Source organism: Maridesulfovibrio zosterae DSM 11974 (genome assembly GCF_000425265.1).
Taxonomy (GTDB): Bacteria; Desulfobacterota; Desulfovibrionia; order Desulfovibrionales; family Desulfovibrionaceae; genus Maridesulfovibrio; species Maridesulfovibrio zosterae.
In genome coordinates this window covers 594,413-615,994 of record NZ_KE384342.1, presented here as the reverse complement: position 1 = coordinate 615,994, position 21,582 = coordinate 594,413, and the positions used below count along the sequence as shown (strand labels likewise).

General features: G+C 40.5%; 17 protein-coding genes. 6 read left to right on the top strand and 11 right to left on the bottom strand.

The window, feature by feature from the left end:
• Positions 1–202 precede the first annotated feature (202 nt).
• Both H589_RS0114370 and H589_RS0114365 read left to right on the top strand, forming a co-directional pair.
• Complete coding sequence (locus H589_RS0114370) at positions 203–781, top strand: UbiX family flavin prenyltransferase (protein WP_027722679.1); 579 nt, start codon at positions 203–205, stop codon at positions 779–781.
• 3 nt (positions 782–784) lie between these two features.
• Complete coding sequence (locus H589_RS0114365) at positions 785–1,474, top strand: metal-dependent hydrolase (RefSeq protein WP_027722678.1); 690 nt, start codon at positions 785–787, stop codon at positions 1,472–1,474.
• A 204-nt stretch (positions 1,475–1,678) separates the two neighbouring features.
• On the opposite strand, the gene mgtE is transcribed toward H589_RS0114365, so the two are convergent.
• Positions 1,679–3,031 carry a magnesium transporter gene (gene mgtE, locus H589_RS0114360; RefSeq protein WP_027722677.1) on the bottom strand — a complete coding sequence of 451 codons (1,353 nt, stop codon included), beginning with the start codon at positions 3,029–3,031 and terminating at the stop codon, positions 1,679–1,681.
• 171 nt (positions 3,032–3,202) lie between these two features.
• Here mgtE and nadC point away from each other — a divergent pair, with 171 nt between their 5' ends.
• From nadC to H589_RS0114340, 4 genes are all read left to right on the top strand, one after another.
• Positions 3,203–4,075, top strand: coding sequence for a carboxylating nicotinate-nucleotide diphosphorylase (gene nadC / locus H589_RS0114355; protein ID WP_027722676.1), 873 nt, complete (start codon positions 3,203–3,205; stop codon positions 4,073–4,075).
• A gap of 12 nt (positions 4,076–4,087) precedes the next feature.
• The gene (nadA, locus tag H589_RS0114350; protein ID WP_027722675.1) at positions 4,088–5,110 is read left to right on the top strand and encodes a quinolinate synthase NadA; all 1,023 of its coding nucleotides are present in this window, start codon (positions 4,088–4,090) and stop codon (positions 5,108–5,110) included.
• A 76-nt stretch (positions 5,111–5,186) separates the two neighbouring features.
• Positions 5,187–6,767, top strand: coding sequence for an L-aspartate oxidase (gene nadB / locus H589_RS0114345; protein ID WP_245577160.1), 1,581 nt, complete (start codon positions 5,187–5,189; stop codon positions 6,765–6,767).
• Between the two features lie 81 nt (positions 6,768–6,848).
• Entirely contained in the window at positions 6,849–7,271 is a 423-nt protein-coding gene (locus tag H589_RS0114340; RefSeq protein ID WP_027722673.1) for a GNAT family N-acetyltransferase, read from the top strand.
• A gap of 55 nt (positions 7,272–7,326) precedes the next feature.
• On the opposite strand, the gene H589_RS0114335 is transcribed toward H589_RS0114340, so the two are convergent.
• The 10 genes from H589_RS0114335 to mfd all read right to left on the bottom strand — a co-directional run bounded on the left by H589_RS0114335 (position 7,327) and on the right by mfd (position 21,428).
• Positions 7,327–8,781 (bottom strand): TrkH family potassium uptake protein, encoded by a 1,455-nt coding sequence (locus tag H589_RS0114335; protein ID WP_027722672.1) that lies wholly within the window; start codon positions 8,779–8,781, stop codon positions 7,327–7,329.
• Positions 8,781–10,145 carry a Trk system potassium transporter TrkA gene (gene trkA / locus H589_RS0114330; protein WP_027722671.1) on the bottom strand — a complete coding sequence of 455 codons (1,365 nt, stop codon included), beginning with the start codon at positions 10,143–10,145 and terminating at the stop codon, positions 8,781–8,783. The genes H589_RS0114335 and trkA overlap by 1 nt, the downstream gene beginning before the upstream one ends.
• Positions 10,146–10,502: 357 nt before the next feature.
• Positions 10,503–10,766 (bottom strand): 30S ribosomal protein S20, encoded by a 264-nt coding sequence (rpsT, locus tag H589_RS0114325; RefSeq protein WP_027722670.1) that lies wholly within the window; start codon positions 10,764–10,766, stop codon positions 10,503–10,505.
• A gap of 176 nt (positions 10,767–10,942) precedes the next feature.
• Positions 10,943–13,036, bottom strand: a complete 2,094-nt coding sequence (glyS, locus tag H589_RS0114320) for a glycine--tRNA ligase subunit beta (RefSeq protein ID WP_027722669.1) — start codon at positions 13,034–13,036, stop codon at positions 10,943–10,945.
• Positions 13,037–13,052: 16 nt separating this feature from the next.
• Positions 13,053–13,925: a glycine--tRNA ligase subunit alpha gene (gene glyQ, locus H589_RS0114315; RefSeq protein WP_027722668.1), complete on the bottom strand. Its 873-nt coding sequence runs from the start codon at positions 13,923–13,925 to the stop codon at positions 13,053–13,055.
• A 202-nt stretch (positions 13,926–14,127) separates the two neighbouring features.
• On the bottom strand, positions 14,128–14,868 hold the full coding sequence (gene recO / locus H589_RS0114310) for a DNA repair protein RecO (RefSeq protein WP_027722667.1): 741 nt from the start codon (positions 14,866–14,868) through the stop codon (positions 14,128–14,130).
• An 18-nt stretch (positions 14,869–14,886) separates the two neighbouring features.
• Positions 14,887–15,783 carry a helix-turn-helix domain-containing protein gene (locus H589_RS0114305; RefSeq protein WP_027722666.1) on the bottom strand — a complete coding sequence of 299 codons (897 nt, stop codon included), beginning with the start codon at positions 15,781–15,783 and terminating at the stop codon, positions 14,887–14,889.
• 114 nt (positions 15,784–15,897) lie between these two features.
• The gene (locus H589_RS0114300) at positions 15,898–16,836 is read right to left on the bottom strand and encodes a SurA N-terminal domain-containing protein (RefSeq protein ID WP_027722665.1); all 939 of its coding nucleotides are present in this window, start codon (positions 16,834–16,836) and stop codon (positions 15,898–15,900) included.
• Between the two features lie 150 nt (positions 16,837–16,986).
• Entirely contained in the window at positions 16,987–17,943 is a 957-nt protein-coding gene (locus H589_RS0114295) for a SurA N-terminal domain-containing protein (protein ID WP_027722664.1), read from the bottom strand.
• A 35-nt stretch (positions 17,944–17,978) separates the two neighbouring features.
• Entirely contained in the window at positions 17,979–21,428 is a 3,450-nt protein-coding gene (gene mfd / locus H589_RS0114290) for a transcription-repair coupling factor (protein ID WP_027722663.1), read from the bottom strand.
• Positions 21,429–21,582 lie beyond the last annotated feature (154 nt).

Below are 21,582 nucleotides of genomic sequence, written 5' to 3'. Positions count from 1 at the left end.
ATGATAGGAAATATTCAAGGAATGAAGATAAAGTTGTGCTTCTACTCTCATAACAAGCCTTAAAACTCAAGAAATTTAAAGCACAACATTATATTTATGATAATTTTTCCAAGTATTGCAGCAACTATTGTCAACATTTCGATGCTGTTGTACTTATTTAAATGTTTTAGAATCAGAATTTTAATTGGAAGTTTACTATTTTATGAATAAAAAAAGAATTGTTCTAGCTGTAACAGGAGCTAGCGGCACTATCTACGCACAAAAATTAGCTCATTATTTGGGTAAAATGGATGATATTGAACTTCATCTTATCCTTTCAAGTGCAGCTTTGAAAGTCATGAAACTTGAAACACAGTTCAAAGTTGAAGATCTGACTGAACATGCAGATTTTATTTATGAACAAGATAATATTGCTGCGCCACCCGCAAGCGGATCATGGAAGCATGACGGCATGATTGTCTGCCCGTGTTCTATGGCATCACTTGCGGCAATTTCACAAGGATTAGGTTCAAATCTTATTCATCGGGCAGCAGATGTCTGTCTCAAGGAACGTCGAAAATTAATACTCGTTATCCGAGAAACACCATTTAACCTGATTCATATAAGAAATATGGAAACTGTCACTCTTGCCGGAGCAACAGTAATGCCCGCTTCACCGGGTTACTACCACGCTCCCAAAAGTATTGACGAACTTGCATCTCACATGGCCGGAAGAATTCTGGAACAACTTAATATTACTCATAACCTTTATAAACGCTGGTGCGAAGATTCACAGAGGTAAATTATGAAACACCTATTTACGTGGAATGGACATTCTAATTTCACTATTCAGTCCGATGATAAAACTATTCTTCTTGACCCCTTCTTCGAAGGAAACCCCAAAGCATGTGCCTCATGGGATACTGTTAAGAAAGCGGACGCAGTGTTAGTCACTCACGATCATGGCGATCACGTTGGTCAGGCTGCGGAAATATGCAATGCCACAGGAGCGGAACTGGTCTGTATCTTTGATTTTATAAATGACATGATTTCTCAAGGTGTCAGCGGTGATAAAATCATAGGTATGAACATCGGTGGAACAATAGAAGTGTCCGGTATTAAAGTAAAAATGGTGCAAGCAATGCATTCCTCTGCATCAGGAGCACCCGCAGGATTCATAATAACCTATCCGGATGATTTTTGCGTCTATTTCGCAGGTGATACCGGACTTTTTTCCAGCATGGAACTTTTCGGTAAACTTCATGACATCGATGTAGCCGTGCTGCCAACCGGTGGATGGTTTACTATGGATTCAAAAGATGCAGCCTATGCCTGCAAAATGCTGCAATGCAAAAAAGTGATCCCCATGCACTATGGAACCTTTCCAATACTTGAGCAGAACGCGGAATCATTTATTAAAAACTGCGCTGATCTTGCTCCGGATTGTAAAGTCATAGAACTTGAGATAGGAAATCCTACTGAAATTAATTCTTAAACATTACAAAGTTTAAACTCTTTACAAAATAAACGGATAGCCACTGGAAAATGTTTTGCAGTGGCTATCCGTTTATATTTTACCAAAATTTAAGTTTTTAAATTATTCAAAACAATAACTGAATATTTTTAAGGATAATATTTTTATTTTCGATCAGTCCTATCACTATGCGCCGTAAAAATTCACGCCAGTTTTGACTATAAACTACAACAAAAATATACCGGCAAGCCCAAGCAGTGACAAGAAACCGAAACTATCAGTTATAGTTGTCAGAAAAATAGATGATGCCTGTGCCGGATCTCGTCCAAATTCTTTCAAAATAATAGGAATTGCTCCCCCTACTACGGCTCCCAGCACCATATCAATAAAAAGAGCTCCAGACATAACAATGGCGAGGACAGAATTATTCGTCAGCATAAAAACTGAAAGCAGAACGAGAAGTGCTATGCATATTCCATTTGCAAGACCTATTTTAAATTCACGTAAAACCGCTTCCCAAGATTTTTTACGATCAAATTTTTCAGTTGCGAACTGACGAATCATAACCGCAAGCGCCTGCTGACCTGTATTACCGGCCTGATTAGCAACAATAGGCATTAAAACAGCGAGTATGGCCATTTTAGCGATATTACCTTCAAAAAGATGAACAACCCATGCTGAAATAGCCGAGTTAGCAACATTTATGACCAGCCATGGAAGTCTTTTTCTTACAGAATATTTCCATGGGGAATCAACTGTTTCATCAGTACCCGCACCAACCATAGACTGCATATCTTCACTGGCTTCTTCATTCATAATATCAATAACGTCATCAACAGTGACTACACCGATAAAACGATGATCAAAATCAGTAACAGGCATGGCAAGAAAATTATAGTGTGCAATAAGACGGGCAACTTCTTCTTTATCCACATTATATGTAACAGAGATAAGATGCTGGTTATCTGTCAGCTCGGACAGAGTCTTTCCAGGACGTGAAATTAGTAGATCTCGCATTGAAACCGCACCAACCAGGTGATTGCGACGATTCACAACATAGGCATAGTATGGAATACTTTTATCTTCCACTTCCTTACGAATCGTGGCTATGGCCTGATCAACAGTCATATTGTCACGTACAATGGCAACTTCAGTGGTCATAACACCACCGGCTGTTTCAGGATCAAAGGTCAGAAGTGTAGAAATTTCTTCTCGGTCTTCCGCTTTGATCTGCCTAAGAAGAGTTTCCCTTAAATCGTCATCAAGATCTTCAAGAATATCAGTCGCATCATCCGGCGACATATATTCAAGAATTCTTGCAGCAATTCCCACATTGAGTCGCTCAATAAGATCTCGCTGGTCGTATTTCGCCATTTCTGCAATGGAGTCAGCTGCATCACGGATTGGTAGCTGTTTGATAAACTTAACCTGCTCTTCAAGGCCGAGTTCTTCAATATGGTCAGCAGTATCCGCAGGGTGCAAGGCCTCAAGGACTAGTTGGTCAACTTCACCAGGTAGTCCTTGTCCACTCTCTTGCCACTCTCTAAGTGGTTCGGGTATTCCTTTTGCCTTACTCATGGCGAACCAACTATCTTAAATAGCCCGAAAGGTCAAAATTTATGACTAGGATATATTGTAAAAAACATTTTGTGAAATCCTTCTCAGTCCTTGTATTACTTGATAAAACGGGATACGGAAATTCGTAACATGACCTCAAACTTAATGTTACAAAATCTTAACAGGATTAATATGACTAAAAACACATTTAATGATTTTTTTCAGGCAGAAGCGAAAATGTTCCTTCTAGCCACTATAAGAATAGCTTTAAGCGAAGACGGTCCTGATTTGACCTCTCTGGGCCTGTTTGAACCTGAAGATATTGCTACAGCTCAAATCATTGCTAAAGAAGATACTGTTGTAGCCGGTTTGCCGTTAATTAACTTGATTCTTGAATTTGCAGATCAGGAAAATAAGTGTCAGGTGCATTTAAATGTAGATGAAGGTGAAAAAATCTCCACTGGAACGCTCATTGCCGCTATTCAAGGGCCTGCAGCCCTGCTCCTTAAAGCGGAACGGGTAATCCTCAACTTCATTGCTCACATGTCCGGTATTGCTACAGAAACACGTAAGTACGTTGATGCTCTTGATCACAGCGAAACCATTCTTCTGGATACTCGTAAAACCCTTCCCGGACTGCGTTATCCTGAAAAATATGCTGTACTTGTAGGCGGAGCGCAAAACCACAGACTCAATCTTGTGGAAATGCTTATGCTTAAGGACAATCACATCGATCGTGCAGGCTCTATTACTTCAGCGGTCGACAAACTTCGTGCAAAATACGAAGAATGCCCTCCTATTGAAGTTGAATGCCGTAACCAGGAAGAAGTCAACGAAGCTATTGCTTGTAAAGTTGAGCGCATTATGCTCGACAATATGACTTTTGAAGAAGCTAAAGCTGCAATTGCAACCATTCCTGATGAAATTGAAACAGAAATCAGTGGAAATGTGACCCTTGAAACAATTGCTGGACTTGCAGAAGCTGGTCCGGACTACATTTCAGTGGGAAGAATCACTCATTCTGCTAAATACTCTGATATGAGCATGAAGATTATATCAATGTAGGTAATACAATAGATGTATTCAGATATTATTGCTGAGCAAAAAAGAAAATACGGTAAGAGGCTGGCAATTTTAGGACACCATTACCAGTCTGATGAAATCATCAGGCATACTGATCTTAAAGGCGATTCACTTGAACTTGCCCGTCAGATTGAGAAACTTGAAGCAGAATATATTGTATTCTGCGGTGTTCATTTCATGGCCGAATCAGCAGCTATCGTGCGCAGGGATAATCAAAAAGTATATATCCCGGATGCCAGCGCAGGTTGCGTAATGGCAAATATGGCACCGGCATGGCTGGTTGATAAAGTCCTAACCAAAATACTTAATGAGACCGGAAGAAAAATAATTCCGCTAGCTTATGTAAATACCCCTGCTGCAGTGAAAACTGTATGCGGTAAACATGGAGGCTCTGTCTGCACATCAGCCAATGCTGAAAAGATGCTCAAATGGGCATTAAAGCAAGGCGACGGAGTACTCTTTCTGCCTGATAAAAATCTTGCTCTAAACACTGCGGACAAAATTGGTATTCCTGATGAAAAACGAATACTCCTTGATATCCGTGGTAAAGGTGAAAAGATTGATACTCAGAAAACAGTGGATAAAGATTTACTCATCTGGCCCGGACTGTGCGCTATTCATCAGAGATTTAAACTTTCTCAGATTGAAAAATTTCGCAAAGAATATCCCGGCTGTAAAATCATTGTTCACCCAGAATGCCCGCCGGAATTAGTACATGCTGCTGACGGTGACGGGTCTACGTCATATCTGATCAAGTACGTTAATGAATCTCCTGAGGGAGCTACTATTGTTATCGGAACTGAAACCAATCTGGTTAACAGATTGAAAAATATGTTCCCTGAAAAAAATATTATCCCTCTTGGAATCAGTATCTGTAGTAATATGGCTAAAATTAATGAAAAAAATCTTGCAGATCTCCTGATAAATCTAGACACCTCTGAGTATGAAGATGTCTCCGATGAAATTAGAGCGCATGCAAAAACAGCTCTCGAAAGAATGCTCCAAGTCTGTGCTTAAGTTTAGTTAAATCTTTAGCCGGAACCTGAAAAGGCTGCCGTAAGTTATGAGATATATTGGCATGCAAGAAAACCGAATGAAAACAGAAGTTTTAGTAATCGGATCAGGAATCGCCGGATGTATATCAGCTCTGACGATAGCAGAAAAAGGTATAGAAGTTACGCTGTTAACACAGGGAGAAGATCTTTTTACAGGAAACACACGACTCGCTCAAGGCGGGATTGTGTATACCGGGACAGGTGATTCTCCTAAATTACTGGAAAAGGACATCTACACAGCAGGTTGGAATTACAACAACAAAAGAGCTGTGCGTGCTATATCTAAAAACGGTCCGGATATTTTAAAAAAGTTACTGCTTGAAAAATATCCGGTCCCTTTTCATAAAGAAGATGACGGAGAATACAGTCTGACCCGTGAAGGAGGACACGCTGTCCCGCGTATTCTTTACTGTGCAGACCACACAGGACAGTCAATTATGGAAATTCTTAGCAAGAGCGTTGCTGAGCATCCATACATAAACGTCTGCAGCAGCCGTACAGCAATTGATTTACTCACCAATCATCACCATGCCATGGGTACAGAGTTTATGTATACTTTGAGCAATAGATGTCTTGGTGCATATGTTTATAATGAATCCAAAGATGTTGTTGAAACTCTTCTGGCTGATCACACTGTCCTTGCAACTGGAGGGCTTGGTCAGGTTTACCTGCATACCACCAATACTACCGGATCAATAGGGTCAGGTGTTGCAATGGCTAACCGCGCTAAAGCAAGAGTGATTAATGCTGAAATGGTTCAGTTCCATCCGACAGCTTTCTATCAGGGGACTCGCTCCCGCGCTACGCGTAGATTTCTGATTTCAGAAGCAGTCCGCGGCGAAGGAGCAAAATTGATAAATTCTTCAGGTGAAGCATTCATGCATCGTTACGATCCTCGTGCAGATCTAGCACCGCGTGATATTGTGACCCGCTCCATACTTGAAGAAATGCTTAAAACAGAAGAAGAGTGCGTGTATCTTGATGCAGCTAATCATGTTAAACACAATCTAACTACTAGATTTCCTACTATTTACGGAAGGTGTCTTGAAACCGGATTGGATATAACCAAACAACCGATTCCGGTTGTACCGGCTGCTCATTATTTTTGCGGCGGTATTCTTGTGGATGAAAAGGGTAAAACAACTCTTGATGGACTATATGCTGTCGGAGAATGTTCATGTACAGGAGTTCATGGTGGAAACCGTCTTGCAAGTACTTCTTTGCTTGAAGGTATGCTATGGGGATACACAGCCGGTGAAGATATCGGCTTAAGAGCATCCAAAAAATCAGCTATCAGCAAAAAAGTATTGAATGCTATCCCAGATTGGGAAAGCCCCGGAACAAATGCCAATGAAGACCCAGCTCTGATTGCACAGGACTGGACATTTATCCGCAGTGTAATGTGGAACTACGTTGGTATAACCAGATCAACGGCACGACTGAATAGAGCAATTAATGATCTTCAAAACCTTAACAGGAATCTAAGATCATTTTACAAAGAAACTCCTATAAGCAGACCAATTATTGATTTATTCCATGGTTGCCAATCAGCTATGATAGTAACTATTGCAGCCCTGCGAAATAAAAAAAGCATCGGATGTCATTATCGTATAGATTAAACCATTTACAAAAGACTCTTTATGGGGAGGCTTTTTAAAGCCTCCCCATTTATTTTAAAATTATCTATGGAGTACTGATTTATGGATATTCAGATCAAATACGATTGCACAGATATTAACTGGCAGGTTGTAACAAAAACTTTGAAAGATGTAGGAATGGCATATTTCGATAATGATACTCATCAAAAAGCATTTGAAAACAGTTATGTTACGGTATTCATATACACTGACAACCAGCTGATCGGATTTGGCAGAGCACTCAGTGACGGAGCATATCAAGCGGCCATCTATGACGTGGCTGTAATCCCTGAATATCAAGGAATGGGCCTTGGAAAGACACTCATGGATGCCCTAATGGAAAAGCTATCCGGTTGTAACGTAATATTATACGCAGCTCCCGGAAAAGAAAATTTTTATGCCAAACAGAAATTCCGTAAAATGAAAACAGGAATGGCGGCCTTCATTAATGCTAATGCAATGAAAGAAAAAGGCTTTACTATATAAAAAAGTCCGCTCAAAATATTTTGAACGGACTGTTAAGTAACTATTTATATTATTCTTATTTGCGCCAGAATTCAGGCACACAAAGCACTACCACAGTATAAATTTCAAGCCTTCCCAACAACATTGCAAATATTAAAGCCCACTTCCCAAGTTCAGGTATATGAGCATAATTTTCAGTTGGTCCGACGCTTCCTATACCAGGGCCTATATTCCCTATACATGCAAGTGAAGCGGCAAAAGAAGAAACAACATCAACACCGGTCGCGGCTACAATCAGTCCGCAAACAACAAAAAGTACCAGCCAAAGAACACAAAATCCCAGGATATCGTTCATTGTCTCAGCCTTAACGACTGTCTTGCCTAGTTTAACCCTATTTACAGACCTCGGATGAATAATTCTAAAAACTTCCTGATAAGCCTGTTTCAGCAGGAGCATAATACGTAGATGTTTCATCCCTCCGCTTGTTGATCCAGCGCAGCCGCCAAGAAACATACAGAGCAAAAGCAGACCTTGCGCAACAGCAGGCCATATTTCATAATCTGCGGTAGCAAAACCAGTAGTACTCATAATGGATGCAACCTGAAATGATGTATACCGGAAAGAGTCAGCAAAAGAATCATAATTAGTAGCCGAATAAACAGAGGCAGTTATTATCGCAGTAACTACCAGCGTAATTATACCGAAAAATCTGAACTCAGGATCTCGCCATAAAAGAAGCGGACGACCTTTAATCATTTGATAATGCAGGCTGAAATTAATCGCTGCAACAATCATAAATGCTGTAATGACGTAATCAATATACGCACTCTGAAAATATGCTACAGATGTATTTTTGGTAGAAAATCCACCCGTAGCAAGTGTTCCGAAAGTATGACAAAGTGAATCAAAAAAATCCATTCCGCCAAACATCAACAAAACTGCTTCAATGGCAGAAAAAAGCAGGTAAACTTTCCAGAGAACCAGTGCTGTATCTTTAATGCGAGGTTTAAGCTTATCTGGAACAGGACCTGGAACTTCAGCTTTATACAACTGCATTCCCCCCACTCCAAGAAAAGGAAGGATTGCAAGAGACAAAACAATAATTCCCATCCCCCCCAGCCAGTGAGTAAGGCTACGCCAGAAAAGAATACCTTTGGCATTTTTTTCAATATCCATCATCACCGATGCGCCAGTGGTGGTGAAACCTGAAAGAGATTCAAAAAAACAATCCACAAAATTTACAAAAACATCCCCGAAATAAAATGGCAGGCTTCCAAAAAATCCGGCAGAGACCCAGCCCAGAGCAACAATAGCCATACCTTCACGGTGACTGAGTCCCCTATTTTCATCTTTTCCTTTGAAAACAAAAAACAGAACCAGCCCGCAAATTGACGTAACTATCAGTGATTTTACAAGAGGTAATATCCCTGCATCCTGATAATAAAGTGAGAATGCTAGAGGAAAAAACATTGTCAGCCCTACACACAGAGTCAGTGCTCCAATAATATTCAGAACAACTTGCCAACGCATTAATACAACTCCAACTTGGTGGTAAGGGCCTTTTCAATCTTAGGGATATTCTTATGAGTAGAAATAATCAGTAAACGATCGTTTGGTTCAATAATAGTCAACCCGGTAGGAATAATAACTTCTTCGCCGCGCTGAAAGCATAGTATCAAAGTCCCTTTAGGCAGATCCAGATCCATAATAGGCTTACCTACAATACCTGATTTTTCCTGAGCAATGGCTTCAAGAGCTTCTGCTTCTTCTCCCTTAATTGAAACAGCAGAAATAACCTTCCCCTGCCTGACAAAATGCAAAATAGAATTAATAGCAGAGAGTCTTGGACATACCAGATGATCAATACCTATAGGCTGAATGAGTGGAATATATGCAAAGTTATTAATCCGGGTAATAGTTTTACGAGTTCCAAGATTCTTTGCCAGTAGACAGGAAAGGATATTCATCTCCTCCTCACCGGTAACAGCAATAACCATATCTAGATCACCGACATTCTCCTCTCTAAGCAGATCTTGATCTGTACCATCACCATGGAGAACGATCACTCTGTCCAGTAACTCAGAAAGCACACTACACCTTTCGGCATCATGATCGAGCAAGCGGGTGTGATAGTTTTTATTATCCAATGCCTGGGCTAATAAAAAGCCTACATTACCACCACCAACAATCATAACCTTACGTATTGGATCAGAAAGAATACCTGCTCGCTGCAACAACATATCCTGATGGTCACGGATGCAGGTAAAATAAACGATATCCCCTTGCTCGATTGTATCCAGACCTCCGGGAATAATCAGCCTGTCATCGCGCACTAAAGCAGCAATAACAACATCAACATCACCTAAGTGTTCTCTGACATTCATTAGAGCTACCCCGACCAAAGGACTTTGATCTGGCAATTTAACACCGATCAAACGAACTTTACCACCTACAAAATCATTAATTTCAACCGCACCTGGAATACTCATAACCCGCAAAATAGACTCAACAACCTCTTCGTCAGGGTTAATTACAGTATCTATCCGTAGATCACCCTTAGTGAACATCTCTGAATATTTAGTATAATCTTCATTTCTAATACGAGCGAGTTTAATAACTTTCGGAGCCATACGGTTAGCAAAAAAAGTTGCTAAAAGATTGATCTCATCCTTATCTGTAACTGCAAGAAAAATATCAGCTTCTTCTACCCCTGCTTTCTCCAATATTTCCGGACTTGAACCTGACCCCTGAATAGTCTGAACATCAAGTGAATCTGAGACCTTACTAAGAGCTTTCGGATCCTTGTCGATCACAACAACATCTTTATTTTCTCCGGAAAGACGTCTGGCTACATTAAACCCAACCTCTCCGGCTCCTACTATTATAACTCTCAAAAACTACTCCTTGTAAGAATTACACCCAATATTTAAAGTATAAAAAATACAGTTGAAATCAGTATTTGCTTATAACCTGATAGCTGAATTACAGCAACATTACCACTGTCTGATGATAATATTCATCAAATAGCTCTATACTCTGTTAATAAAATATATCAACTAACTAGAAAAGTTTGTAAATGAAGAATCATAAAGCACAATGTTGCTCTCAAACATCACCATCCATAAATAAAAAAACATTGAAGAATGAACAACTATAATCACATTCAAAAAATAAAGAAAAAAAATAAACACGAAAAGCCCGCTGCAAAAAATGCAACGGGCTGAAATGTCTTGTAAAATAAATCTAAGACACTAAGCCATTTTATTAACGGCTGCGTGAAGGCGGGAAATCCTGCGAGCTGCTGTGCGAGCGTGGATTACCTTTTTAGTAGCTGCCTTATCAAGAACAGCAGTTGCCTTACGGAGAGCAGATGATGCAAGTTCAGTATCGTTAGCTTCAACAGCAGAACGAACTTCTTTTACAACGTTTTTGATACGGGTACGTACCATGTTGTTACGCTCATTACGAGCAAGGCTCTGACGGTGTCTTTTGAGTGCGGATTTATGATTCGCCAAGGTATTTCTCCTTAAATTAAATTTCTATTTTTTAACCTGCTTACACAGGATTACGTGCAAACGAAGAGTGTCTTTAACTAAAAACACCTGCAACTGTCAAGTTAAATACCATTTTTTTCATGATAAAAACACAAAAAGACAGCATTAACTTAATCTGCCAAAAAAAGGCTTCTGACCTAGACTTGGAGAGCGCCAAAATCAGCCAGTCTACTGAGACGGTCAACAAGCGCCTGCAGCAGGTTAAGACGGTTAAAACGAAGGCCTTTATCTTCGCAATTAACCATAACATTATCAAAGAAAGCATCAACAACGGGTCTGAGTTCGCCGAGGATTGCGAACAGTTTACCAAACTCGTCATTTTCCCACAGTTCTTCAAAACGGTCAGCAGTTTCGTCAAGCTTAGTTGCAAGCTCAATTTCCTGCTTCTCAACCAGCCGATCTATTTCAAACCCGCCAGTAAGTGTCGCTTCTCTTTCACTATCTTGCTTTTTAATAATGTTAGCTGCGCGTTTAAAAGTCAGCACAGACTGTTCAAAACCGTCAGTCTCGGCAAATTTAGCCAGAGCTTCAACCCGAGCTTTGAGAGCTGTTACATCTCTGAAACCGGCACCTAAAGCAGCATCAACAACTCTTGTTTCATAGCCTTGACCGGTAAAATAAGCACGGAGTCTGCTGGAGATAAAATCACCAAGCTTCTCAATCACTTCAGTTTTTTCAAGTTTCCATTTGATGTTTTTGGCATAGCCATCGTAAGCCATGTCCATGATTTCAACTATATCAACTCTAAAACCGAATTCTATAATCATGCGCACGATACCTAGAGCGGCGCGCCTAAGCGCGTAGGTATCGTTTGCGCCAGTGGGGATTTTGTTAAGACCGAAACAGCCGACCAGTGTGTCAGCTTTATCAGTCATAGAAATAATTGCTCCACCGATAGTGGACGGAACCGGGCTTTCCGCTCCGGCAGGCAGGTACTGTTCGTAGAGAGCCTTACAGACTACTTCATCTTCACCGCGTTTGGAAGCATATATTCCGCCCATCATGCCCTGAAGTTTGTCAAATTCATTAACCATTTCAGAAACTAGATCAGCTTTAGCAATGCGGCCTGCTCGAGCCATTTCAGTCTGTAATGACGCATCTATTTTACCTGCAATAAGAGCTGCAAGTCTTTCAAGTCTGCGAGATTTATCACCCATGGAACCAAGAGGTCCAAGGAACACTACATGTTCAAGTTTTTCAAGCCATACGCTGAAATCTGTATCGAGATCTTTTTTCCAAAAGAAACGACCGTCTTCAAGCCTTGCTTTAAGAACTTTTTCCCATCCCTTACGGACCAGATCCATGTCTTTGGGAATAAGGTTCAGTGTACAGAGAAAATGAGGAAGAAGTTCTCCATCATCCTTCTGAATACCAAAACATTTTTGATGGCTTTCCATGCTTGTAAGCAGAACTTCTTTGGGGAGTTCTAGAAAAGATTCGTCAAAATTTCCAATAATAGGCATCGGTAATTCAACCAGATTGCTTACTTCTTGGAGCAATGACTCTTTCCAGACAACTGAACCGTTCAGTTCAGAAGCAAGTTTGTCGCCTTCGCTGCGAACAAATTCACCGCGTTCATCAGGAGAAATGACAACTGAACATTTTTCTTTGATCACAGAAAAGTAATCAGCAGCTGTTGCAACATCCCATGGACCGGCTCCCATTACACGATGACCAAAAGTCTTACGTCCAGAAGTAAGTCCTGCTAATTCAAAATCAACAACATCTGCCCCGAAAAGACAAAGCATCCAGCGCAGAGGACGTCCAAAAGCGAAGTCAAGATTACCCCACTTCATTCTCTTGGGAAAAGAAAGTTTTTTTATAGCAGTTGTGCAAAGCTCAGGTAGAATAGCAATAGTTTTACCACCGCCAACTGTTTTCTTTGCTGCCAGGTAATCACCTTTGTCTGTTTCAAGAGTGTAAATATCTTCGATCGCAATACCTTGAGATTTAGCAAAACCTTCAAGAGCTTTCGTAGGATTACCATCTGCATCGTATGCAATTCTGGCAGGAGGTCCGGAGACTTCCTCCACAATCTGACGCTGCATAGCTGACATTTCTTTAACAAAAAGAGTTAGTCTACGCGGTGTTGCAAAAGCTTCAACACTTTCACAATCAATCATGTTTTCTTCAAGCAATTCGCTGAATATATCTTTAATGTCGATGCCAAGACGCGGAACAAAGCGAGCGGGCATCTCTTCAATTCCAATTTCGAGAATAAAATCGGCCATTTTAGTTTCCGTTTTTTTAATCGTTTTCAAGCATGGGGTAATTCATATCCACACGTTCTTGTGCATACAATTTAGCAGCACTGGAAGCGAGATTACGAACTCTGCCGATGTATGATGCGCGCTCAGTAATGGATATTGCTCCACGGGCATCGAGCAAATTAAATGTATGAGAACATTTAAGACAATAATCATATGCGGGACGGGGAAGTCCTTCTTCGCACAACCTTTTGCTCTCTGCTTCATACTTGTCAAACAGGTCTAAAAGCATATTGGCATCACTGAGCTCAAAATTATATTTGGACTGCTCTACTTCATTCTGGTGGTATATCTGACCGTAAGTAACCTTGTCATTCCATTTAAGATCGTAAACAGACTCAACACCCTGCAAATACATACTGATGCGTTCAAGACCGTAAGTTATTTCAACGGAAACGGGCTTAAGATCAATACCACCAACCTGTTGAAAATATGTAAACTGAGTGACTTCCATTCCATTAAGCCATACTTCCCAGCCAAGTCCCCACGCACCGAGGGTCGGAGATTCCCAGTCATCTTCCACAAAGCGGATATCATGTTCAGCCGCATTCAGGCCGAGCGCTTCAAGGCTTTTAAGATATATGTCCTGAACATCATCAGGAGATGGTTTCAGGATAACCTGAAACTGAAAATAGTGCTGCAAACGGTTGGGATTTTCACCGTAACGTCCATCCGTAGGACGGCGGGAAGGTTCAACATAAGCAGTTTTCCACGGCTCAGGACCGATTACACGAAAAAAGGTTGAAGGATTGAATGTTCCAGCACCTACTTCAATATCAAGAGGCTGGACAATACAACATCCATAATCAGACCAGAAGTCTTGTAGTTTGAGAATAACATCTTGAAAATTCATTAAAATTCCTCGTGTCTAGAAAAAATCGAAATTTTCTATCGATTCGCTTATCGTTTTCGCTCACCGCGAGAAAAACAATAAACGCCTAACTTATAAACAAATTAATGCAGAAAAAGTCCAGACTACATTCAGATAAAAAAACTGACTTCAGCGTGAAATAAATCTGCGTAACAACCTCTGCCTGCAGCAGGCAGAGCAAAATTTATACTTTCCTGTAACTGTTTCCTTCCCAGACCAGCCCCAAATGATAGGCCATAAACCTGTCCATGATGGAAAAACATTCCTGACGAATTTCAACAGGAACTGTAAGCGATGCCCAATTTGAAGGCCCTGTATCCTGAATCCAGGCAAGAGTTCGAATAGTTCCGACACTCACAGACTCCCCCTTTCTAACATCAGCACAGTCAACACAGCTGATACGACCTTTTTCTATATCAAATACAACAGGACGTGAACTGAACAGAGGTTTGCCGCATTGTGAGCAAATTGTAAAGTCCGGACTGTATCCTTGCTCAAATGCGACCTTAGCTCTAAAGAATAATGGAAAAAAATCATCAGGATCAAAGTCTTCAATCACATCAAGTGTTTCAATGAGCAACTCAAAAACTCTACGGCTATTTTCACTGCCTATTATTGCAGATTCAACAAATTTCAAACAATTTGCAGCCAATCCGATCTTGCGTAAATCAGAACGTATACCGGGGTATGCTTTAACAAGACTCCCCTCTTGCAAGACCTGATAGGTTCCTGTTTTATTTGTTCCTGTTTTAAAAAGGACCTGTGAAAACGGCTCTAAGCATCCACCAAATCTTCGCCGACTTCTGCTGCCGCCAAAAGCAAAGGCATTCTGAACACCTCTGGAGCTTGAAAGAAATTTTACCCAGAGATCATTCTCCTTAAATCTTCCTGTCTTAAGTATTACAACCCGTTCATTAAGTTCCATTAGCTGAACATGAGATGCTTAACTTGAAGCAGGAAATTCCAAGTTTTTAACTTTACCCTTAGATGAACTGAATTCAACAGGTTTACCATCAGAAAGAATTTTAACACCGCCGGAATTACCCAGCTTTATTTTTAAATTATTTTTGTATGGTAAAGACAAGGACTCTCCTTCCTGAACTATATACTCTTTATTGTTACCATCAGTAATGGCTTCCAGCCAGCAGGTTTCACCGGGCTTTGCAGTAATCACTACAACATTTTTCAAAGCAGGAGCAACAGGGGCAGTTTCTAAATCAGAGGCAGCAACCTTAGCATTTTGCTCTGCCACTTCTGCGGTTTTGTCTTCTTCAATTGAAGTTTCTATAACCTTTCCACCTTTATCAACCTCCAATGCCGGCTGACTTTTCTGAGCAGTATCTTCTTTGACCTCAGACTTTTCAGACTGTGCAACAACTGAAGTATCCTTGACAACGTCTTCTACTGAAGCAGCTCCAGTCTGTCCATTTTGCCCAAGTTCAGTCTTTGAATTATCATGGAGATAATAGACTAAACCACCAACAAGAACTGCCAAAACAAAAACTAAAACAATAGTTCCTAATGATCCTCCTTTTCTGGGCGCAGAGTATTCACTGTGCGTTGCCCTCTCGGATGCAAGTACATCTTCATCATATGGAGACTCAGTTATAATTTTTGTAAATTCTTCACCAATTTCTTCGGCATCAAGTCCAAGATTTTTAGCATAATTTTTAATAAAACCTTTCGCATATACCTGATGAGGGAATTCTTTATGGTTACCACTTTCAATAGCAGTAATATTCACACGGCTAACTTTAGTGAGTTCCATAATTTGCTCTATAGTAAACCCCTGCCGTTCTCTTTCCGCCCTCAGTCGGGAACCAAGCTCTTTCAAATCCATACGACCCTCTTTAATAGATCATGATGTAAAGTCCGGAAATATACTCCCGGAGATGTCGATGAAAAACAGGCAGAAATAATCCCAGCCTGATGCTCCGCTACAGTTCTCCCCGAATTATTTAATCTCAATAACAGCTTTTTCTTTAAGCTTTTTCATATAATCTTCAAAAACACTATCTTGCTTTTGGCGGTAAAGCTTTTCATAAATTTCATCCTTGCTGTCTTCGAATGAACCCTTTTCTGCATTGGCATATGAATCGAGCTTGAGCAACGCTTTTGAGGTCTGTACGTCAAAAGGAGTACTTATTTCACCGGGCTTAAGCCCATCAAGCGCATCATGCCAGGTTTTAGCAAGATCATCCCATTCAAGAACACCAAGATCACCACCGCTCCCCCCTCCGGGACCGATAGTATATTTATCAGCAGCTTCTTCAAAAGTTGTTTTACCGGATACGATCTGTTCCCGTATATTTTCAGCAGACACATTTTCAGCAAAAAGTATCAATTTTAGATGAACACTTTTTGCTGTTTCATCTTCAGCAGTACGAGTGCTGTTCCAGGCAGTTTGAATCTCTTCATCAGTAACAACTACCTTATTCTGAACTTTATATGAAAGCAGTCTATGCTTACGGATATCCTTTCCTAAATTCTCTTTGAACTGTTTCAAAGTTGTTTTTTGTAGAGCAAGCTGACGCTCAAATTCTTCGTCATTGAGCTTACTAACCTCTTTGATACGCTTAACTTCATTATCTATATCCTGATCAGAAATATTAATCTTAAGTCTTTTAGCTTCCTGATCAATGATCATTTCATCAATAAGGCGGTTTAAAATTTGAGAACGAATTTTATTAATCTGTTCAGCTTCTGCAGCAGAAAGTTCTTTCCCTTTAAATCTTTGCATGATCGGAGCCATTTTGGCGTTTAATTCATACATAGTCACAATGTCACCGTTAACAACGGCAACAATGCCATCAACAACTTTTTCCTCTGCGGAGGCTAAAGTTGTTGAAAAACAGGCCAAAGCGACCAAAATTCCTGCAAAAATACGCTTCAATTGAAAATCTCCCTAAAATAAAATTCCGATAAAATGGAACTTAATCTAAACAATATATAAACTAAAAAGCTCAAAGCTTTAATAATTCCTCTGCCTAACTAAACTCTTTCCCTCAACTATGCAAGACAGCTAATAATGAAGTTCACCTGACTACTTTTCATTAGTTTCCTGCTCAGAAACATCCGTCTCTTTATTTGATGCAGGAAGTAATTCTTTACTAATTTTAATTTTCGACATTTTCATTTTATTCGTCAGCCAAAGCTCAAATTGGTTCTTAAGCATTTTCTCGAGTAGAACTTTTTCAACGGCAGGATAAGCCTGTAAAGGAGTAAGTAGTGTTGCTGCTTTTTTTTCTTTAAGAATTAGGCAGAGGACTTCTTTTCCCTGATTGATAACAGAAGTAGATTCACCTATTTGAAGATCTTTAACAAAAGGTTCCCACGTAGTAGGAATCTGTCCATTTCTTATCCAGACATCTCTTACAGAAACTTTGCGGAGCTTCTGAGCAATATCCGCAGGCTTTAAACCGGCCCTGTATAATTCAACCCCTTTCAGTACCAAATCTTTACTGAGCCCTTTAACCATAATAAATTTATATCCTGCTGGCATATAAAAATCTGAAAGATGAGTTCTGTAATAATCCTCAGCTTTCTTATAATCAATTTTAATCTCAGGACGTAGAATTTGCTGATAAAACTTATCCATGGCCAGCTGATATTTAAGTTGTGAGCGCCATGCGTTGATATCAATATATTCTTCTATTAAAATCTGTTCAAAAGCATCATCAGGATAATCTGCCCTGACATCATCTTCAGCTTTTTTCATTTCTTCGTCGGTAACGGGAATACCTCTATTTTTGAGTTCTTGTGAAACCAGCTCCTGCACTATGATATCACCAAGAATCTGCCCATATTCTTCTCTAACCTGATTGACGGACGGAACAAATCCGATGTTTCCCTCATGCATAAGGTCATATTTGTAATCAAGTTGGCTCAAATATATTGGCTTTCCATTAACTCGTGCAATAACTCCAGGGTCTTCACTTTCATTCTTGCAACCAGTCAGTATCAATGAACCTAGTAAAAGCGCTAATAATAATTTTTTCATATAAATTCCACATGTTATTGCATGAATAGTAAAACTTAAACTAATGGTTCAAGTTTCTTGCAAATTTCATCCAAACCTTTGGAAATACCCTTTTCCTGATCAAAACGAACTTCCAAACTCGCCGGCGGTTTTAGTTTAGCCTTATCACCCTGCTCAGCAACAAAACCAATAAGCTTTGCAGGATCAACCGGATTATTTTTTTCTGCCCACGTCAAAATAACTCTCGTCGGAAAAAGGTCTGCACGATTTACGCCCAGACGCGCTAAGGTTCTTTTCAGATAAAGGACTGATATAAAATTCTCAACTTCCTCTGGAAAATGTCCAAAACGATCTTTAATTTCTGCTCCAAGCTCTTCAATTTTAGCTTCAGTATCTGCAGAGGACAATGCCCGGTAATAACGGAGTCTTTCACGGGCATCAGGAACGAAATCTTCCGGCAAATGAGCTTTAAACACAAAATTCATTTCTGGATCAGTTACAGCACTTGATTCGTCGCCTTTGATACGGCGAACTTCTTCATCAAGCATTTCAAGAAACAGATCAAGTCCTACTTTGGCCATCTGTCCTGACTGTACTTCGCCCAGAATATTACCAGCTCCACGCAATCGTAAATCTTCCATAGCGACCTTAAAGCCGGCACCAAGATAATCAAGCTGCAAAATAATCTGCATTCTTCTCTTTGCTTTCTCTGAAAGTGAATCAAGCGAAGAAACAACAAAATATGCATAGGCCTGCCGGGTACTGCGTCCGACTCTTCCCCGCAACTGATATAGCTGCCCAAGTCCAAACATCTGAGCCTGATCAACAATCAATGTATTCGCATTAGGAAAATCAAGTCCAGATTCAATAATAGCTGTAGCAACGAGTATATCGAGTTCTTTGTGCCAGAATTTATGTATAGTCTCTTCCAGACTTTTCTCAGACATCTGCCCGTGCGCCATTCCAATTTGCGCATCAGGAGCAAGCTTTTTAACAAAATCTACTACTCTTTCAAGCCCTTGCACTCGGTTATGCACCCAGAAAATCTGTCCGCCTCGTTCAAGCTCTCTTTTGACCACTGAAGCCAGCATACCTTCATCACGCTCGATGATGGCTGTTTCAACAGGTTTGCGATCTACTGGAGGAGTTTCAATTGTACTGAGGCTGCGCACTCCGGAAAGTGACAACTGTAAAGTTCTTGGGATAGGAGTAGCTGTTAAAGTAAGGGCATCAATGTTTTTACGCATCTCTTTGATACGTTCTTTATGACGCACTCCAAAGCGTTGCTCTTCATCGAGAATAAGCAGACCGAGATTCGGTGCTTCAATGTCTTTTGAAAGAACCCGATGTGTCCCTATCAAGATGTCAAGTTCACCTGCAGCAAGTTGCTCTGCAACTCTTTTCTGTCTGGTTTTAGGCACAAACCTGCTAAGCATTCCAACCGAGACAGCGAACCCTTCCATACGCTGTACAAATGTCTGATAATGCTGTTCTGCAAGAACAGTTGTGGGACAAAGTAAAATAACCTGTTTACCGTCCAGAACTGCTCTGAAAGCAGCTCGTAGAGCCACTTCGGTTTTACCGAAGCCAACATCTCCGCATACAAGCCTGTCCATAGGCTCAGAACTTTCCATATCTCTGAAAACATCTTGAATGGCTTTTTCCTGATCAGGAGTTTCCTCAAAACCGAAAGTACTTTCAAACTCCCAATACATTTCATCGAGAGGCCCGTATGCATATCCTTTCGCAATTTTGCGATAGGCATACATTTCCACAAGCTCTCCGGCAATTTTCTCAATGGCCTTACGGGCCTTTTCCCGAGTCTTAGACCAACGCGATCCACCAAGTTTATCTAATAAAGGACAAGTTCCTTCAGGGCCTTTATATTTCTGAACAAGATTTAAGCGGTCAACAGGGACATATAACTTATCTTCTTTGTCAAAATATAAAAGGAGATAATCATTTGACACATCTCCTACATTCATATGATGCAACCCACCGAAACGGGAAAGTCCGTAATCGCGATGTACCAGTAGATCTTCAAGCAAAAGATCTTCGTAACTGGTCATTCCTTCAAAAGCTTTGTCCCGACTGCGTGTGCCACGGGTTGTTTCAGGCTGAAGAACTTCTTCACCAAGAATCATAGTCTGATTCCACTCAAGTTCCATCCCTAGCTTAAGGGGAGAAACAAGAGCATATATTCCTCTATTTAAAGGAGAATATTCAGTTGAAATAGTAAGTTGTTCTTGTTCAAGAAGAGATAGAAATTTTTTGCGGGACCTCTCTGTTCGAAAGCTTAAAACAGTCTGAAACCGCTCTGAACTCCATTCTTTAAGCGCTGCAACAAGTGCTGCCCACGGACGCTTCATCTGTTCAGGTTTCCAAAAGATATCTGAGAATGAAGAAATGGCCCTCTCCGAAAGATCTATTCCATCTTTTTCTCTACCTATAACTAGATCTTCAAAAACAATTTGGCGCTCATCACGCCACGTAGAGCGTGCTTTTTCTTCGTTCCAGCACACAGTATTAACAGGCCACTTACATCCATTATGAGCAGATTGATCATGGAGAAATTTTTTCCACCCATACCCCTGATCCTGTAATTTTGAACGTAAATTCGACGCAGATGAAAGTATGTAAATTGATTTTAGAGGAAAAAAAGATTTTAGATCGACAGCTTCAGGATAAAAAAGACCAGGCCAGATCATACCGTCGATATTCTCTGTTCGTTCAATTAGTTGCCTATAACCTTCTATTGATATTTCTCCGGTTTTCTTCAGCTGCTCCCACAACAGTGCTGCGCTTTCAAGATATCCTTCATTGAGCATTGCAGGAGCAACAGGAAGAAGAGTCACCTCATCAAGATCAGCTTTGGATCGTTGTGAAGCTGGGTCAAAAACCCTAATTTCCTCAATGATATCTCCAAAAAATTCTAGTCTGACAGGTAAATCATATCCCGGAGCATAAATATCCAAAATATCACCACGCATGGCCATTTCGCCATAACCGGAAACCAGTTTCGTTCTGGAATATCCCCATGTAACGACCTGCTCCATAAGCAGTTCTGGGTCCATTTCTTCACCTTTAGAAAGAACAATATAATTGTTCTCTAGTACCGTGGGTGAAGGCCATTTAGGAAGCAGGTTGTCTGCGGTCATTAAAACAGACTGTTTGCTTCCCCTGGTTAATGCGTGAAGCGCAGTCCACCGTTCAGCCCATTCTGATGCACTTGGAGTTTTACACAGGTAAGGAGGTAAAAAGACCCAGTCTCGCTCCCATGCTGGAATAATTTTACCCTTTTCCTGCCCGTTATTACGACTGAAAAGAGTAAGTAAAGATTTCAGTTCTGAGTATTCACGGGCTCCCGGAGCAACCATAATAACAGATTGTCCACGAGAGTGAAGATTATGTGCAGAAAACGCTTGAGTGCCATGACCACTTTTGAAAACACGTATATTTTCACCGCTGCCATTGGCAAAAGCAGTAAATTGGGAAGGTAAAGACAATTTAACTCCGAAAATAGATAAAAAGTAAAGTCGTCCCCTGATGAAAACCAGAGAACGACTTTTTCTTGCAGATAATGTACACTGATGTCCAGCAAATATCGGCTTCAACCAACATATACTGCCCAAAGTACAAAAAAGAGTTTGAATTTAAGAC

Excerpts from the sequence above, each read along its gene's own strand:
- recO (WP_027722667.1), bottom strand. The coding sequence starts at position 14,868 with ATGGAACTTAATGAACGGGTTGTAATACTTAAGACAGGAAGATTTAAG.
- H589_RS0114340 (WP_027722673.1), top strand. The coding sequence starts at position 6,849 with ATGGATATTCAGATCAAATACGATTGCACAGATATTAACTGGCAGGTT.
- glyS (WP_027722669.1), bottom strand. The coding sequence starts at position 13,036 with ATGGCCGATTTTATTCTCGAAATTGGAATTGAAGAGATGCCCGCTCGC.
- nadC (WP_027722676.1), top strand. The coding sequence starts at position 3,203 with ATGACTAAAAACACATTTAATGATTTTTTTCAGGCAGAAGCGAAAATG.
- H589_RS0114370 (WP_027722679.1), top strand. The coding sequence starts at position 203 with ATGAATAAAAAAAGAATTGTTCTAGCTGTAACAGGAGCTAGCGGCACT.
- nadB (WP_245577160.1), top strand. The coding sequence starts at position 5,187 with ATGAAAACAGAAGTTTTAGTAATCGGATCAGGAATCGCCGGATGTATA.
- H589_RS0114305 (WP_027722666.1), bottom strand. The coding sequence starts at position 15,783 with ATGGATTTGAAAGAGCTTGGTTCCCGACTGAGGGCGGAAAGAGAACGG.
- H589_RS0114365 (WP_027722678.1), top strand. The coding sequence starts at position 785 with ATGAAACACCTATTTACGTGGAATGGACATTCTAATTTCACTATTCAG.
- nadA (WP_027722675.1), top strand. The coding sequence starts at position 4,088 with ATGTATTCAGATATTATTGCTGAGCAAAAAAGAAAATACGGTAAGAGG.
- H589_RS0114335 (WP_027722672.1), bottom strand. The coding sequence starts at position 8,781 with ATGCGTTGGCAAGTTGTTCTGAATATTATTGGAGCACTGACTCTGTGT.
- mgtE (WP_027722677.1), bottom strand. The coding sequence starts at position 3,031 with ATGAGTAAGGCAAAAGGAATACCCGAACCACTTAGAGAGTGGCAAGAG.
- H589_RS0114295 (WP_027722664.1), bottom strand. The coding sequence starts at position 17,943 with ATGAAAAAATTATTATTAGCGCTTTTACTAGGTTCATTGATACTGACT.
- glyQ (WP_027722668.1), bottom strand. The coding sequence starts at position 13,925 with ATGAATTTTCAAGATGTTATTCTCAAACTACAAGACTTCTGGTCTGAT.